Below are 14824 nucleotides of genomic sequence, written 5' to 3' on the forward strand. Positions count from 1 at the left end.
CTGAGCCCCGCGCGGTCACAAAAGGTGTTGGCGGTCGATCGTCGGGCCGGGATAATCCGGCTTTCCAGGGGCGGGGGAGTGCGTATGGCCGGAGTGTTCGCGTGTGTGGGGTGCGGCGCCGTGCTGACTGCTCCTCTGTCGCGGGTGGCGCTTCCCGACCATGCTCACCAGAGTTATGGATACGGGCTGTTCCCCGTGCTGATGGACCCGGGGACGTACGCCGTCGATCCGGAGCCCTCCGGGCCACCGTGGCGGTTGTGGGACGAGGTCGGTGAGGGGGAGGCGGAGATCCGCGGTGTGTTCGCGCCGGTCTCTGCCCTGTCCTTCGGGGCGCCCGGAGCGATCCTCGTCAGCCCCGGTGACACCCGCGGTACCGTCCTGATGCTCGAGCAGTGTGATGGCGGCTGCTGCGGGCTGGACGGGAGGGACGGCCCGAATCTGGCATGCGAGGGGTGCGGGCGGGCGGTGGCGACCCGCATCGACGACTGCTCGCGCTGGCAGGCGGTGTGGCTCGACCCGAAGGCAGTACACCGGCTTCCCACTGACGGCCCCGAGACCGAGTGGATCGGTTGGGAGGCACTGGCGAACGGCCGGGAGGGCACACCGCCGGTCGAGCCGTCCGGGGCCTGGAGCCCTCGATGGGCGGCGGCGGTCGGCGGGCGCTGGCCCACCTGGTGGCGGCCTCGGCGGGCACAGCGGTGTCCGTCCCCGACGGCCCTGTCGCGGACATCTTCCGACGTTCGCTCGACGCGCTGCTTCCGTCCGGGCCGACGGCGAAGACCGCCGTCCTGGCCGGACCGGGCCTGCCGGCCCCGGACCCCGCCGCCGACATCGTCCTGGTTCCGCGGCATCCGCAGACGGGGAGGGCATGGCAGCCGTCCGGCACCGCGGACACCGTGCCATTGGCCGTCGAGGTGTGGGCGTATCTGGCTTTCCACAGCGAACAGTTGCTGGTTCCCGCGAGTGGTCGACTGCCCGACGGCGTCTTGCGCGATGATCCCCTGCCGCTCCACCCATGGGGGCCGTTCCGGCCCGATTCGGGAGTCTTCCGCAGCACGCTGGCCCGGCTGCCCGCCGTCCGTCAGCCCTGGTTGCACCGGATCTACGACGACGTGAGCGCGCAGCCGTACGCCCGCCCGTTCTAGTGGCGCGAGGCCAGTGCCGCGAAGTCGGCCCGTTGAGCGGGAAAGGGGCTGGGCACTTTCACGTCGTTGGGGGTCAGGTGTCCAGGCAGCAGTGGACGAAGTCCTGGATGACGGGATTGGTGTCGTCGGCGGGTGCCCAAGCGACGCCGACCTGACTCGGGCTGACGCCGCTGACGGGTCGGTAGGTGACGCCGGGGCGGGCGTATAGGCGGGCGGCGGATTCGGGAGCGACGGCGATGCGCCTACATTTCTGGGGCCGTCGCCTCTCTCGTCCTTGCCGCCATGAGATGGGCGTAGGTGTCCGGCCGGCGCGGGTGGCGGAACGGTCGGCTCCCGCCGCGAGGTGAAACCGCCGCCCGACCTCCGGTCCAGGACTTGCCTGGCCTATCGAAAATCGATAGATTCCCATCGTAGCTCGATGGAGGGATGGGTCATGGGAAAGCTGGCAGTGGGTGCGCTGCGCGCCGTGCTCGTGGTGGTGATCACCGGCACCGCGCTCGTACAGGTGTTGATGCTGTGGACGTTGATCAGCGGGAACGACCCGGAGGACGGATCGATCCCGCTGACCCCACTGCGCGTGATCACGATCCTGGGGATGGTGTCGGCCCAGGTCGCCCTGGTCTGTGTATGGCGGCTGGTGGCGATGGTGCGACGCGGAACCGTGTTCTCCCACGCCGCCTTCCGCTACGTGGACGGCGTGATCGGCGCGATCGTGGGGGCTGCCCTCGTGTGGTTCGCGGTCACGGCCATCAACGCGCCAGGCCAGCGGGAGGACCCAGGTGTCACCGTGATCATGGCCGGGATCGGCGTGGCCATCCTGGGGGTCGCGCTCATCGTGCTCGTGCTGCGAATGCTGCTCGCCCAGGCCGTGGTGCGCGACGTCGAAGCGGCGCAGATGCAGGCCGAGCTGGACGAGGTGATCTGATGCCGATCACCGTCGACATCGACGTGATGCTGGCCAGGCGGAAGATGTCCGTGGGTGAGCTTGCGGAGCGCGTAGGGATCACTCCCGCCAACCTGGCGGTACTCAAGAACGGCCGCGCCAGGGCGGTACGCTTCGCCACGCTCGCCGCGCTCTGCGAAGTGCTCAAGTGCCAGCCGGGCGACCTGCTGCGCTGGGAGGCCGAGGACGCCGCGGGCGGGTGACGTGCCCCGGGGGCGGGCGTAGAAACGTTGGGCACCACCGGCCCCTGCCGCGGCACGTGGACGTCACCGCGCTCCGGCCCCGCGGCCGCCACGTTCGGTCCCGGCTTCCGATACCCGCCGCTCCGGGCCACAGCCGTAGAGGGCGGCCGTACTGCGTTGATTGGTCGGCGATGACCCCGGCCATGCGACGTCGTCGATGGCGAGCCACGGTGCGGCGGCCACGGCTGTGGGGGTGAGCCCGGTGAAGGCCTTGACCTCGTGGTGGAGGTGGGACTGGTCGACGTAGCCGCTGGCGGAGGCGACGCTCGCAGGAGCGAAGCCCGCCGCGAGGAGGTGAGCGGCATGGTCGAACCGGACCAGCCGGGCGGCTCGCTTGGGTGTGATGCCGAGCTGGGACCGGAAGCGGGCCGACAGGCGCTTGCGGCTCCAGCCGGCCTCGTCCGCCAGGCCGTCCACCCGCATACGCCCCCGGCTGGTGAGCGTCCGCCGCCAGGTGTGGGCGACCTCCGCATCGACCGATGGGCGGCGGTCCGTCATCCGTCGGCCGAGGAATTCCACCGCGATCGCGAAGCGCTCGTCCCACGAGGCGGCGGCGCGCAGTCGGTCCTCGGCCCGCTCGGCGTCGTGGCCCCAGACATCCCTGAGGGACTCCACCGTCCCGCAGAACTCCGTCGACGAGCCGAGCACCGCGGCCGCCGCGACCGGGTCCAGCCGGATCTGGAGGCACTCGCCCACCCGGCCCGAGGCCCGAAGATCTCCGGGGAGGAGCCCCACGATGACACTGCCGCGCCCGTGCCGACCAGCGGTGCCGTAGACGAGGCCTTCTCCCTCGCTGAGATCGACGAGCAGGGCGACGGACGGGTGCGCGACCATGGCGATGTCCACGAAGGTGGGGACACGCTGGCCGAACCCGGCCATGCTGATTCCCGGCAGCCGATCAGAGGGGCGGGGGACCGTGACGTCCACGCTCGCCCAGTCGAAGGCAACCCCGGTCGATAACACGCAACCAGCCTAATCCTTTGAGGGGATCGCGGAGGGGGTGTCGGCGCCCTCCGCAGCGAAGCCCAGCAGCAGTCGGCCGGTCGTCTCGGGCGCCTCCCACATGGGTATGTGGCCGACGCCCGGCAGCAGCTCGACCCGCGCGGTCGGCACCGCGTCGTACTGATGGGCCGAGGACGGCTCCCAGCGGGGATCGGCGGCGCCGAAGACCGCCAGCACGGGGACATCGAGGGTGGTCAGACGCTCGGGTACGTTCCGTTCGGTGATGTACGCGAGGTTCCGGCGAAGCACCGTCCTGAACGCTCGGTACGTGGTGCCTTGTAGGTCGGCGACCACAGCGTCCGGGATGTCGACCGGGCGGGCGAGCGTCGCGCTGATCCCTTTGCGGATCATCGCGTCCGAACGCCGCGACCACACGAACGGCCCGAAGGGCGGGGTCAACATGACCCGCAGGATGAGCGGCTGCGGAAGGAACGCATCGATGCTCGGGCCGGTGCTGATCAGCGCGAGCGACCCCACCAGATCGGGGCGCTGCTCCGCGAGCGCGGTGGCGACGTAGCCGCCGCTGGAGTGCCCGACCACATTGACGCGACGAAGACCGGAATCGTCGAGCAGCGCCGCAACCCGGCTCGCCTGCACGGGCACGTCGTATGACGATGCGGGCGGGGACTGGCCGCACCCGGGGAGGTCGACCCGGATGACGTGATGGTGGCCAGCCAGTGCCGGGACCAAGGGACTCCACGAGGCGCCCGAGGCGCCTGATCCGTGGATGAGCAACAGCGGCGGCGCGTGCCGCGGGCCGTTGTGGACCACATGCATTCCGTGCGCGTTGTACTCAACGTCGTCCTGACTCATGCAACGGATGATGCATGGGCCGCGGACCACCCGTCTTGTACAAATGTCGTCGCGGAGCTGACGTCCGCATGCCGCGCTCGTCCGGCCGGTGTGCGGGGAGGGGCGTCGGAGGCCCCTCGGGGTCAGGAGCTCCGGGTGTGGTGGTCCAGCAAGCGGTTGAGAAGCTCCACGAACTGGTCGCGTTCGGCCGGACTCAGCGGCGCGAGCAGTTCGTCGTGGAGGCCGTCCAGGACCTTGTCGAGGCGCAGCAGGTGAAGGCGGCCCTGGGCGGAGATCGTGATGATGTTGCGGCGCCGGTCGTCGGGGTCCGGCCCCCGCTCGACGAGGTCACGCGCGACCAGTTCGTTGAGCACGCCGACCATGTCGCTGCTGAAGATGCCGGTGCGCCTGCTCAGCGCCGCTTGGCTGGCCGGCCCGTACTCCTGCAGTGAAGCGAGCGCGGCGTAGTGCCACTTGCGGGCGTCGGCCTGGGCCAGTCCCTCGGTCATCAGCCGGTCCGACCGCGTGGACAGCTGCGACAACAGTCGGCTCGCCCGTCGACGCAGCCTGTCGGGCGTCTTGGGCGCGCCGTCGTCGGGCATGTCGGCTGTTTCGGCGTTGCTCATGGCGCCCATCCTACCCGTTGCGTTAGTTCGACTAGCGATATACGTTCATTCGCGCCACAAACGTTAGTGCAACAAACGTTGTCTGGGTGAACTCCAAGGACGGAAGATTTTGCCCACCAGAACACTGCGGATTCCCACCCCGGACGGCCAGGCCGACGCTTTCGCCGCCTTCCCCGACCATGGCGAGCGGCACCCAGGGGTGCTGTTGTACACGGACGTCTTCGGCGTGCGGCCCGAGCTGGAGGAGAGGGCCCGCGAACCGGCCCGGCACGGGTACTACGTGCTCGCCCCCAACCTCTACTACCGGCATGGCCCGGCACCGGTGATGGAACTCCCCACGCACATCGGACACGAGATCCGCCCCCCCGCGTTCGCACCGCCGATGCCAATCCGCCGACAGCAGATGGGGGAGCAGCGTCTTGGGGGACATCACGAAGGCCGTGGTCCTTGTGGACCACGGCCTCCGTCGGAGCTCCGGCACCTCCGGCACCTCCGGCACCGGGGCGGGGCGGTTGACGGCCGCCCCGTCCCGTCCGGTGGGTGTCAGGGGGTGCAGTTCAGGGTGCCGGCGCGCAGTGCGTGGCCGCCGTCGTTGCTGTCGTCGGACCAGAGGACCGGCTTGTGGCCGGCGGTGCAGGTCGTCTGGGGGGCGATGGCGAAGCCCTCGTTGTTGTAGTTGGCCATTCCCGTGGGGCGGTTGTAGGTGTGGGTGACGGCGAACTTGCCCTGGGCGTTGATGTCGAGGGTCGAGGTACGGCCCTGGCACGTGTCGTCGCAGGCCGCCCACAGGTGTCCGGTGGCGGGCTCGAACTCCAGGTCCATCACGCTCGGGAAGCCGCTGGCGAAGGTGGCGATGCGGGTGTAACCGCCGCCTGACAGGTTCAGGGCGTAGGCGTAGACGGTGCCGTTGTCCTCGACGCCGGCGAAGAACAGGCCGCTGCCGTGGCCGGGGTAGGCGGCCGGGTTGTAGGTGGCGCCAGCGTGTTCGTCGTGGAAGCCGTACGCGGTCAGGAAGGTGTCCGGGATCCAGGAGATGCCCTCGGGGCCGGAGTTGGCCGGCAGGGAGGGCAGGTCAGAAGTGAGGTTCCACTCGGCGGTCGCGTTCAGTGAGGACGCGGTGGAGGAGGCGTCGAAGCGCAGGATCTTCGGCAGGCTGGTGGAATCGTGGCTGCCGTCGCGTTCGGTGGCGACGAAGATTCCGTCGGGGGTGACGACCACGCCCTCGGCGTCGGGGTCACCGCTGCCGCCCGCGTAGTGCAGGGCTTTGCCCGAGGACCAGCCGCCGGCCGTGTCGGGACGCCACGTCGTGCCGTTGGGGACCAGTCGGTAGAGCTTGCCCGGGCCGTTGTTCACCGCCCACAGCACACCGGGGCTTTCGAAGGACAGACCGCTGAGGTTCTCCCCGAAGGCGTTCGAGGTGTCGGCGATGGTGACCCCCGCGCCGCCCGGCCACACGGTGTCGGACGGCTGTCCGCCCCCGCCGCAGGCGTTCGCCGCGCCCTTGGTCGGGGCGGTGGTGGTGGTGAACGCGCCGGTGCCGTCCGGACAGCGTCCGTAGGTGGTGGTGGCGTGGGAGGTCCAGGTGTAGGAGTCCACCACGGTGGAGCCGTCCGCCTTGAACAGCCGTGCCGCATCCGAGCTGCCCAGGCCGAACGACGACTCGACGTTCAGCGCCAGGTAAGCATGCGGGGCCAGCGATGTGCCGGAGGGGATCTTGTAGGAGTGGGAGTTGTCGTTGTCCTTGACGATCCACTTGGACACGTCGACCGCGGCGGTGCCGGTGTTGACGAGTTCGATCCAGTCGCCGGGGCTGCCGCCGTTGGACTCGACCTCGTTGATGCGGACCGTGGACTGGGCTTGCGCCGAGGCCGGCGCGCCGGACAGGCCAAGGGCGAGCCCGAGGACGGTCAGGGCGGCGGCGGTGTTGCGGGCTTGTGTGTGCCAGTGTGTACGCAAGGTGGCCGGTCTCTTTTCAGGAGTCGGGCAGGGGGAAGCGCGCTCGCGCTCCCGGCGAAGCTTCGGGCATGCCGGCGTCCAGGGGCTGAGCGGGCTGCGAACGGTGCGGGTGAGTTATGGAACGGGCTTGCTTCCGGTCCCCGGCCGCCGGATCGGCTTCGGTGAACACGGCGAACACGGCCCGCCCCACGGCGAACATGACCTGTTCCACGGCGAACTCGGCCTGCCCAGGGGAGGCGCCGATGCTGCGGGCTGGAGCACCTCGCCACCGCGGTCGGGCATGCCGGTTTTCGGTCGCTCCGGGGGGTGTGCGCGGCCGGGGTCACGGTCGCCGCGTGCCCTGACCTCGCCGTGTTCCGTGGTTCCCCTCGGGAGACATCTGTTAGTTAACTTTCCTATCCGGAAGAATTATCAGCGCTTGCGATACCTCGTCAAGAGGCTGCGCCAAGTCGAACCGGACCGCTTGACAGGGCATCGTCGAGCCGCGTAAGAATCCGGTCAGCGGCTCGGCGCGGACGTTCCGAACTTGACGCGCTCACCTGCATGCGTGGACATGCAGCTGACCCGGCCGTCGCGGTCGTATCCCGCCATGCCTGTTGCCGCAGTGCCGTCTGTCCCGCACGCGTTCACCATGCCGCGCGTGCCGGCTCGCCGCCCTGCCGGATGTCGCCCAGGCGCTGCTCAGGTCGGTCCATCGCACCGACAGCACTTCCGCCTGTTCAAGGAGATCAGCATGACGCCTCCCTACCCTCCCCTGCGCTCCCGGCGCACCGAACCCCCACCCGGGGGGCACGGGGCACACGCGCGGCGCGGCGAGCGGTCGCGGCGCGCCCTCATCGCCGCCGGCATGAGTGTGGCTGTGGGCCTGCTCGGTCTGACCGCGACGGCCATGGCGTCCTCCGCCGGCACGAAGGGCGCCACGGCGTCCCCGGCGGCTGTGACCGCCAACGGGATCCCCCAGTTCGACCACGTCGTGGTCGTGACGGAGGAGAACAAGTTCTACGAGGACGTCGTCGGCAGCTCCAACGCCCCGTACATCAACTCCCTTGCCGCTCAGGGCGCGTCGTTCTCCAACATGCACGGCACGACGCACCCCAGCCAGGGCAACTACATCGCGCTCTTCTCGGGTTCCACGCACGGCGTCAACGACGACGACTGTCCGCACGACTACACGTCGGACAACCTCGGCAACCAGCTCCTGACGAGCGGGCACTCCTTCGTCGGCTACTCCGAGGACCTGCCGGCCGACGGATCGAAGGACTGCGGCGACGACGGAAGCAACGGCTACGCCCGCAAGCACAACGGCTGGGTCAACTTCACCAACGTCCCGGCGACCTCGAACCTGCGCTACAGCCGTTTCCCCACGGACTACAGCAAGCTCCCCGACGTGTCGTTCGTGACGCCGAACCTCGACAACGACATGCACGACGGCACCGTCAAGCAGGGCGACGCCTGGCTGAAGAAGAACTTCGACGGCTACGTCCAGTGGGCCAAGACGCACAACAGCGCACTCATCCTGACCTGGGACGAGGACGACGGCGACGACTCCGACAACAAGATCGCCACCATGGTCGTCGGTGCGAACGTCAAGAAGGGCGTCACCTCCAGCACCAAGTACAACCACTACTCGATCCTGCGCACGCTGGAGGACATGTACGGGCTGCCCGCCCTGGGCAGCGCGGCAACGGCGAAGCCGATCACCGACATCTGGGACGTGACGGGCACGCCGCCCACCACCCCGCCCACGACTCCTCCCACCACCCCGCCCACCACACCGCCCTCCGGGTCGGTGAACCTGGCTCGGGGGAAGCCGACCAGCACCTCGTCCACCGAGAGCACGTCGTACTCCGGCGCCAAGGCCGTGGACGGCAGCGCCACCACGCGATGGGCCAGCAAGGAGGGCTCCGACGCGCAGTGGATATCGGTGGACCTCGGCGCCGACACCGCGCTCAGCCGCGTCAAGTTGACCTGGGAATCGGCGTACGGGAAGTCGTACAAGATCCAGACCTCGACGGACGGCAGCACCTGGACGACGGCCTACTCCACGACCACCGGCAACGGTGGCACCGACGACCTGGCCATCAGCGGTCACGGCCGCTACGTGCGGATGTCCGCCAGCCAGCGCGGCACCGCCTACGGCTACTCGCTGTACGAGTTCGAGGTGTACGGCGCCGGGAGCACCACCACGCCCCCGACGACACCGCCCACGACTCCTCCCACCACGCCGCCGACCACACCTCCCACCACCCCGCCCGGGGGGTCGAGCGCCGATCTGACGGACCCGCACAAGAAGGAAATCGCGATGGAGCTCGTCTCCAGCGCGGAGAACTCCTCGCTGGACTGGAAGTCGCAGTACACGTACATCGAGGACATCGGTGACGGCCGCGGCTACACCGCCGGGATCGTCGGCTTCTGCTCCGGCACCGGGGACATGCTCGACCTGGTCCGGCACTACACCGACCTCAAGCCCGGGAACGTCCTGGCCGCGTACCTCCCCGCGCTGGAGAAGGTCAACGGCAGCGCCTCGCACACCGGACTCGACCCGAACTTCGAGGCCGCCTGGCACACCGCGGCCAAGGACACCGTGTTCCAGCGGGCGCAGAACGACGAACGCGACCGGGTGTACTTCAACCCGGCCGTCAGCCAGGCCATGACCGACGGCCTGCACGCACTCGGCCAGTTCGCCTACTACGACGCCATCGTGATGCACGGCCCCGGCGACGACGCGACCAGCTTCGGCGGGATCCGCAAGACCGCCATGAAGAAGGCCAAGACCCCGGCCCAGGGCGGCAACGAGACCACCTACCTGAATGCCTTCCTCGACGCCCGCGCGGCGGCGATGAAGACCGAGGAGGCGCACAGCGACACCAGCCGGGTCGACACCGAACAGCGGGTCTTCCTCAACAACGGCAACCTCAACCTGAATCCGCCGCTGCAGTGGAAGGTCTACGGCGACCCGTACACGATCAACGACTGATCCATCTCCTGCTCACGGGCCCGCCGGCCGGAACGGTCCGGCCGGCGGCCCCCCGCCCCGTGAAGGCTCCTGCAAGAGAGGACAGTCATGTACATCTCGACGAGCCGGGCCGCGCGTCCTCCATCCTCCGAGGCTCCTGCCGCTCCTGTTGTCCCTGCCGCCCCTGTCACCTCCGGCCGGCGCCGGGCGTGGGCCGGCGTGGACTCCAATGTGCTCGCGCTCGGATCGGTCAGCCTGGTCACGGACATCTCCTCCGAGATGATCACCGCGGTACTGCCGATGTACGTCATCTTCACCCTCGGTCTCAGCCCCCTGCAGTTCGGTGCGCTCAACGGCATGTACTTCGGGGTGACCGCCCTGGTCCGCGTCGCCGGAGGTCACGCCGCGGACCGCTGGCAGCGCCGCAAGCTGGTGGCGGGCAGCGGGTATGCGCTGTCGGCACTGTGCAAGCTGGGCCTGCTCGTGGCCGGCTCCTCCGTACCGGCGCTCGGCGCGGTCATCGCGGCCGACCGTACGGGCAAGGGCCTGCGCACCGGCCCCCGCGACGCGCTGATCTCGCTGAGCAGCACCCCGGAGACACTGGGCCGCTCCTTCGGCGCGCACCGGGCGCTGGACACCACCGGCGCCTTCCTCGGACCGCTGGCGGCCTTCGCACTGCTGCTGGCGACGCCAGGCCGGTACGACACGGTGTTCGTGGCCAGCTTCTGCATCGCCGCGTTCGCGTGCGTGATCCTGGCACTGTTCGTCCGCGACCGGCGACAGCCGCTGGAAGAGCACGAGCGGGCGACCGTACGCGACGTGCTCGGCCTGCTGCTCCGGCCCGGATTCCGCCGGGTGGGCATCGGCGTGCTGCTGCTCGGCGCGGTGACGCTCAGCGACTCGTTCGTCTACCTCCTCATCCAGCAACGCCTGGACATCTCCGCCGAGTACTTCCCATTGCTGCCCCTGGGCACCACCGGCGTCTACCTGCTGATGGCGATGCCACTCGGGCAACTCGCCGACCGGCTGGGGCGTTTGCGCGTGTTCGTCGCCGGCTACGGGGCACTGCTCCTCGCCTACCTGGCGCTGTTCGGCCCGGTGGGCGGCCCCGTGCTGGTGATCACCACACTGGTGCTGCACGGGTTGTTCTACGCGGCCACCGACGGGGTGCTCATGGCGGCCATCGGTCCGATGGTGCCCGAACACCTGCGGGCCGCAGGGATGTCGCTGATCCAGACCGGCCAGTCACTGGCCACGCTGGCGTCCTCGGTGCTGTTCGGCGCCGCCTGGTCGGCGTGGGGCCTGCACACCGCACTCGCGGTGGCCCTCACCGTCCTGGCCGTCGCGATCGCCGCGGCCCTGATGACCCTTCCCCTGCGTGAGGAGAGCACGGCATGAGTGCCAGGAACCGGCTTCTGATCCTGTTGGTGACGGCCCTGGTCGCGGCCACCACCGTCACCGGGTACGTGCTCCGGTCGCGTGCCGACAGCGCCGCCGGCGGTGCGAGCGGGATCGTACGGCTGGACATGTCCGGGCAGATCCTCTTCCGCGACACCTCGCCGGGCGCCTCGTTCGGCCGGATCGCCTCGGTACCCCGCGACCGCCCCGACGCGGCACGGACCACCGGCACCGTGCTGTGCGACCGGCTCTACGCCGCCCACGGCACCGGCATCTGCATGCAGCGCAAGGGCCCGGTCCCCTCCACCCACGTCACGGTGCTCGACCGCGACCTGCACCAGGTACGGCAGGTCAAGACCGAGGGTTTCCCCAACCGGGCCCGGGTCTCGGCCAGCGGAGCCATGCTCTCCTGGACGACCTTCGTCCAGGGCGACTCCTACCTCCGGGACGACTTCTCGACCCGTACCTCGATCCTCGACACCAGGACCGGACACCTGGTCAACAGCATCGAGCAGATCCCGCTGACCCTCGACGGAAAGCCGTACCACGCCGCGGACCTGAACTACTGGGGCGTCACCTTCGCCTCCGACGACAACACCTTCTACGCCACGGCACGCACCTCGGGCCGCACCTACCTGATCCAGGGCGACCTCCGGAAGTGGACCGCCCACACCCTGCGCACCAACGTCGAATGCCCCTCCCTGTCGCCCGACAACACCCGCATCGTGTTCAAGAAGCGGGTCAACGCCAGCGCCAACAGGCCCTGGCGCCTCTACGTCCTGGACCTGGCCACCATGAAGGAGACCCCGCTGGCGGAGGAGCACAGCGTCGACGACCAGGCCGCCTGGCTCGACGACCACACCGTGATGTACGGACTGCCCCGCCACGGAGGCGGCTGGGACGTCTGGTCCGCCCCCGCCGACGGCAGCGGCGCCCCCCGTCTCCTCATCCACGACGCCAACTCCCCGGCCGCGGTGACCCCACAGCGGTGACGCATTCCCGGTGGACTTGCGGGAGCCCAAGGCTGCCCCTGCGACGGCCCCATCAGGAGGCGGCCCGCTGCGTTGCCGATCGGCGAGGATGGCAACATCACCCGCCACGGGGGTTGTGCCATGACCGGAATGCGCCGATACCTGAGGGTGCGGTCCGCCGAGGGGCGGGGTGCTCTTCAGCATGGAGGTGGCGCAGATGACGCAGCGTTCCGGGGCGACGCAGCCCTCGATCCCGCCCGCGGTCCAGGAGACGTACGGTCCGGCCGATCTCAGTTCGCTGTCGCTGTTCGGCGGAGGGTTCATCAATTTCGGTTACTGGCAGGGCATCGACCTGGACCGGCCGCTGACCGAACACGACCGGATCAGCAGTCAGCAGGCCCTGTACCGCCATGTGCTCAGTACCTTGGCGCCCACGGAGGGACTACGGGCTCTGGAGGTCGGCTGTGGGCTGGGGGTCGGTGCTGGGGTGGCGCTCGAGGAGTGCGGCTTGGCGCATGTCACCGGTATGGACATCCATCCACAGCAGCTCGAGCGCGCCGGGCGGGTCAACGCCGATCTGCTGGCCCGTGACCCCGAGCAGCTGCGCTTCGCACAGGGCGCGGCCGAGGAGATGCCGTTCGGTGATGGCGAGTTCGATTGCCTGTACAGCGTCGAAGCCGCCCAGCACTTCCGCGACCTCGGCGCGTTCGCCCGAGAGACCGCACGCGTGCTGAGGCCCGGTGGCCGCGTCGTCGTCGCCAGCTTCTTCGTCCCCGGCGCCGATCCCGCCGGCGCCGGTCGGCTGGCTGAGTTGCTCGAAACGTTCGCGAACGGTCTGGATGTCGCGCACACCATCCCGTTGCTGGTCGGCAGCCTTGAAGGGGCCGGCCTGGCCGAGGTGCGTGTCACCTCGATCGGGGCGTCGGTGTGGCCCGGTTGGGACCGCTGGCTGGCGCGAACCTGGGAGCCGGGCACCTGGCCGCGCAACTTCCTGCATGCCTTCCACGAAGGCACCCTTGACTACTTCACGGTCACCGCGGAACGCCCCATGGCATGACGAGCCCCACATCGAGTCGACGGGGACCGCGCCTGCGGTGATCGATAGGTTGTTCGCATGATTGCGAATGAGGGTGAGGCCTTTGCCGGGGCGGATGTTGATGACCAGGGATGGTCCGCCACGCGGGCCTGGGTGGAGGAGCGTGTCGGCGCGGGGTGCCGCGTCGACGCCGCCGAGCGGTTGCGTGGTGGATGGACTTCGGAAATGCGGCGGGTGCGCATCAGCGGAACGGGAGAGCCGCAGTGGCTGGTGCTGAGGTCGTTCGTGAAGCCGTTCTTCGTGCAGCACGCCGAGGGGTTGCTCACTCGCGAAGCGGACATCCTGCGCCTGCTCAGCGATACCGATGTGCCGGTGGCGGCATTCCACGGGGTTGATGCGACGGCGGCGTACTGCGACCACCCGTCGTTGCTGATGTCGCTGCTGCCCGGCAGTGTGCGGTTGGGGAAAGAGGAAGCGGGGCTGCGGACCGAGCTCCTGGCCCGCCAACTCGTCGCCATTCACCAGGTACGGCTCCCGGTCGCGTCCCGGCCGCGCGTGTACCAGGCCTGGACGTCGCCCGATCGGGTGCGGCTGCCCGAATCCACCGAGCGGCTGGAGTTGTGGCAGCGCGCTGTGGACGTCATCCGGCGCGATCCCCCTGACTACCGGCCCTGCTTCCTGCACCGGGATTTCCACCCCGGCAACGTGCTCTTCACCGGGCAGGGCGCCCGTTTGGAGATCACCGGCGTCGTCGACTGGGTGGAGACGTCCTGGGGCCCTGCCGATCTGGACGTGGCGCACTGTTCCACGGCCCTGGCTCTCCTGCACGGCGCCCAGGAGGGAATGCGGCTGGCCGATCGGTATCTGGCATCCGGAGGCACGCTGGACGAGGACCCGGCAGCTCACCTGTACTGGCGCGTCCTGGATGCGCTCGCCTTCGCGCCGGACGCCGAGAAGGTCGCGGTGCCCTGGCGGGAAGTGGGACGCGATGACCTGACTCCGGACCTGCTCGCCAGCAGGCTGGAGGACTACCTTGAGGAGCTCTTCCGCCGCTTCGGCTGATCGTCTCCCACCGTGCGGCGCCCGAAGGGGGCCGGCCTTCCACGTGCGGTGTCCGTGAAATCGACGCCCCCTGACGCGGCGAGGGTGAGCGGTGGCGGCACCTGCGTGCGTTTAGTGTGGCGGTTCGAGCGAGGCCAGTTGAACGTCTGGAGCCGGGTATGAAGGCCAACCGTTCCATTCCCGCGGCCACGGTGGTCCCCGTCCTGATCTATCCAGATGTCCGTGCGGCCGTCGGGTGGCTCGGTGCGGCTTTCGGGTTCGTGGAGCGTGTCCGTATCGGTGAGGACCACCGGGCGCAGCTGGCCTTCGGGGAGGGAGCCGTGATCGTCGGCGACGTGCGCCAGGATCGCCGGCCGCCGCGGGCGGGAGAAGTGACGCACGCGGTGATGGTGCGGGTGGAGGACGTCCGGGCGCATTGCGAGCGGGCTCGCGCGGCGGGGGCGCGGATCGTCATGGAGCCGACGGACTTCGAGTACGGGGAGCGGCAGTACGCGGCGGAGGACCCGGCGGGGCATCAATGGACGTTCTCGCAGACGCTGGCCGATGTGGCGCCGGAGGAGTGGGGCGGGAAGACGGTGACGCAGCCGCCCGCGAGCGGGTGACGGGGGAGGCTCCGGCAGCCATTTCGGGCTGAAGTCGCGCGGGGTGCAACGGAAGGGGTGGGCCACCGCATTGCAACTGGTGGAGGCCCGCGC

At 69.6% G+C, this 14824-nt stretch carries 12 protein-coding genes and 4 pseudogenes; 11 read left to right on the forward strand and 5 right to left on the reverse strand.

Features of this window, described 5'->3' with window-relative positions:
* The first annotated feature begins 638 nt into the window (after window positions 1-638).
* Window positions 639-1145, forward strand: coding sequence for a hypothetical protein (locus G3I60_RS46755; RefSeq protein ID WP_343240870.1), 507 nt, complete (start codon window positions 639-641; stop codon window positions 1143-1145).
* A gap of 73 nt (window positions 1146-1218) precedes the next feature.
* Here G3I60_RS46755 and G3I60_RS45305 read toward each other — a convergent pair.
* A pseudogene (locus G3I60_RS45305) lies at window positions 1219-1380 on the reverse strand (LysR family transcriptional regulator); the annotation flags it as partial.
* A gap of 198 nt (window positions 1381-1578) precedes the next feature.
* Between G3I60_RS45305 and G3I60_RS11010 the strand changes: the two are divergent.
* Complete coding sequence (locus G3I60_RS11010; protein WP_138352015.1) at window positions 1579-2070, forward strand: DUF2975 domain-containing protein; 492 nt, start codon at window positions 1579-1581, stop codon at window positions 2068-2070.
* On the forward strand, window positions 2070-2291 hold the full coding sequence (locus G3I60_RS11015) for a helix-turn-helix transcriptional regulator (protein WP_138352014.1): 222 nt from the start codon (window positions 2070-2072) through the stop codon (window positions 2289-2291). The genes G3I60_RS11010 and G3I60_RS11015 overlap by 1 nt, the downstream gene beginning before the upstream one ends.
* Before the next feature lie 63 nt (window positions 2292-2354).
* Here the strand turns inward: G3I60_RS11015 and G3I60_RS11020 are convergent, their stop codons facing one another.
* The 3 genes from G3I60_RS11020 to G3I60_RS11030 all read right to left on the reverse strand — a co-directional run bounded on the left by G3I60_RS11020 (window position 2355) and on the right by G3I60_RS11030 (window position 4750).
* Complete coding sequence (locus G3I60_RS11020) at window positions 2355-3209, reverse strand: AraC family transcriptional regulator (protein ID WP_164293283.1); 855 nt, start codon at window positions 3207-3209, stop codon at window positions 2355-2357.
* A 93-nt stretch (window positions 3210-3302) separates the two neighbouring features.
* Window positions 3303-4145: an alpha/beta fold hydrolase gene (locus G3I60_RS11025; protein WP_239069718.1), complete on the reverse strand. Its 843-nt coding sequence runs from the start codon at window positions 4143-4145 to the stop codon at window positions 3303-3305.
* A 122-nt stretch (window positions 4146-4267) separates the two neighbouring features.
* The gene (locus G3I60_RS11030; protein ID WP_164293158.1) at window positions 4268-4750 is read right to left on the reverse strand and encodes a MarR family winged helix-turn-helix transcriptional regulator; all 483 of its coding nucleotides are present in this window, start codon (window positions 4748-4750) and stop codon (window positions 4268-4270) included.
* A gap of 109 nt (window positions 4751-4859) precedes the next feature.
* Between G3I60_RS11030 and G3I60_RS11035 the strand changes: the two are divergent.
* Window positions 4860-5114: pseudogene (locus G3I60_RS11035) on the forward strand (dienelactone hydrolase family protein); the annotation flags it as partial.
* Between the two features lie 179 nt (window positions 5115-5293).
* Here G3I60_RS11035 and G3I60_RS11040 read toward each other — a convergent pair.
* Window positions 5294-6706, reverse strand: coding sequence for a lamin tail domain-containing protein (locus G3I60_RS11040; RefSeq protein WP_239069719.1), 1413 nt, complete (start codon window positions 6704-6706; stop codon window positions 5294-5296).
* Window positions 6707-7595: 889 nt separating this feature from the next.
* On the opposite strand from G3I60_RS11040, the pseudogene G3I60_RS45310 reads away from it, so the two are divergent.
* The 7 genes and pseudogenes from G3I60_RS45310 to G3I60_RS11070 all read left to right on the forward strand — a co-directional run.
* A pseudogene (locus G3I60_RS45310) lies at window positions 7596-8849 on the forward strand (alkaline phosphatase family protein); the annotation flags it as partial.
* Between the two features lie 135 nt (window positions 8850-8984).
* Window positions 8985-9683, forward strand: a pseudogene (locus tag G3I60_RS45315) (chitosanase); the annotation flags it as partial.
* A gap of 87 nt (window positions 9684-9770) precedes the next feature.
* Window positions 9771-11060 carry an MFS transporter gene (locus G3I60_RS11050; RefSeq protein ID WP_164293160.1) on the forward strand — a complete coding sequence of 430 codons (1290 nt, stop codon included), beginning with the start codon at window positions 9771-9773 and terminating at the stop codon, window positions 11058-11060.
* The gene (locus G3I60_RS11055) at window positions 11057-12052 is read left to right on the forward strand and encodes a hypothetical protein (RefSeq protein WP_164293161.1); all 996 of its coding nucleotides are present in this window, start codon (window positions 11057-11059) and stop codon (window positions 12050-12052) included. Before G3I60_RS11050 ends, G3I60_RS11055 begins: the two co-directional genes overlap by 4 nt.
* A 181-nt stretch (window positions 12053-12233) precedes the next feature.
* Entirely contained in the window at window positions 12234-13088 is an 855-nt protein-coding gene (locus G3I60_RS11060) for a class I SAM-dependent methyltransferase (RefSeq protein ID WP_164293162.1), read from the forward strand.
* A 57-nt stretch (window positions 13089-13145) separates the two neighbouring features.
* Window positions 13146-14129, forward strand: coding sequence for a phosphotransferase family protein (locus G3I60_RS11065; protein WP_164293163.1), 984 nt, complete (start codon window positions 13146-13148; stop codon window positions 14127-14129).
* A 158-nt stretch (window positions 14130-14287) separates the two neighbouring features.
* Window positions 14288-14731, forward strand: a complete 444-nt coding sequence (locus tag G3I60_RS11070; RefSeq protein WP_164293164.1) for a VOC family protein — start codon at window positions 14288-14290, stop codon at window positions 14729-14731.
* Window positions 14732-14824: the final 93 nt, after the last annotated feature.

The organism is Streptomyces sp. SID13666 (assembly GCF_010548325.1).
In the GTDB taxonomy this organism is placed as follows: domain Bacteria; phylum Actinomycetota; class Actinomycetes; order Streptomycetales; family Streptomycetaceae; genus Actinacidiphila; species Actinacidiphila fildesensis.

What these genes read in the sequence shown, in the direction of transcription:
- G3I60_RS46755 (WP_343240870.1), top strand. Translation starts at nt 639, where the DNA reads ATGGGCGGCGGCGGTCGGCGGGCGCTGGCCCACCTGGTGGCGGCCTCG.
- G3I60_RS11010 (WP_138352015.1), top strand. Translation starts at nt 1,579, where the DNA reads ATGGGAAAGCTGGCAGTGGGTGCGCTGCGCGCCGTGCTCGTGGTGGTG.
- G3I60_RS11015 (WP_138352014.1), top strand. Translation starts at nt 2,070, where the DNA reads ATGCCGATCACCGTCGACATCGACGTGATGCTGGCCAGGCGGAAGATG.
- G3I60_RS11020 (WP_164293283.1), bottom strand. Translation starts at nt 3,209, where the DNA reads ATGGCCGGGTTCGGCCAGCGTGTCCCCACCTTCGTGGACATCGCCATG.
- G3I60_RS11025 (WP_239069718.1), bottom strand. Translation starts at nt 4,145, where the DNA reads ATGAGTCAGGACGACGTTGAGTACAACGCGCACGGAATGCATGTGGTC.
- G3I60_RS11030 (WP_164293158.1), bottom strand. Translation starts at nt 4,750, where the DNA reads ATGAGCAACGCCGAAACAGCCGACATGCCCGACGACGGCGCGCCCAAG.
- G3I60_RS11050 (WP_164293160.1), top strand. Translation starts at nt 9,771, where the DNA reads ATGTACATCTCGACGAGCCGGGCCGCGCGTCCTCCATCCTCCGAGGCT.
- G3I60_RS11055 (WP_164293161.1), top strand. Translation starts at nt 11,057, where the DNA reads ATGAGTGCCAGGAACCGGCTTCTGATCCTGTTGGTGACGGCCCTGGTC.
- G3I60_RS11060 (WP_164293162.1), top strand. Translation starts at nt 12,234, where the DNA reads ATGGAGGTGGCGCAGATGACGCAGCGTTCCGGGGCGACGCAGCCCTCG.
- G3I60_RS11065 (WP_164293163.1), top strand. Translation starts at nt 13,146, where the DNA reads ATGATTGCGAATGAGGGTGAGGCCTTTGCCGGGGCGGATGTTGATGAC.
- G3I60_RS11070 (WP_164293164.1), top strand. Translation starts at nt 14,288, where the DNA reads ATGAAGGCCAACCGTTCCATTCCCGCGGCCACGGTGGTCCCCGTCCTG.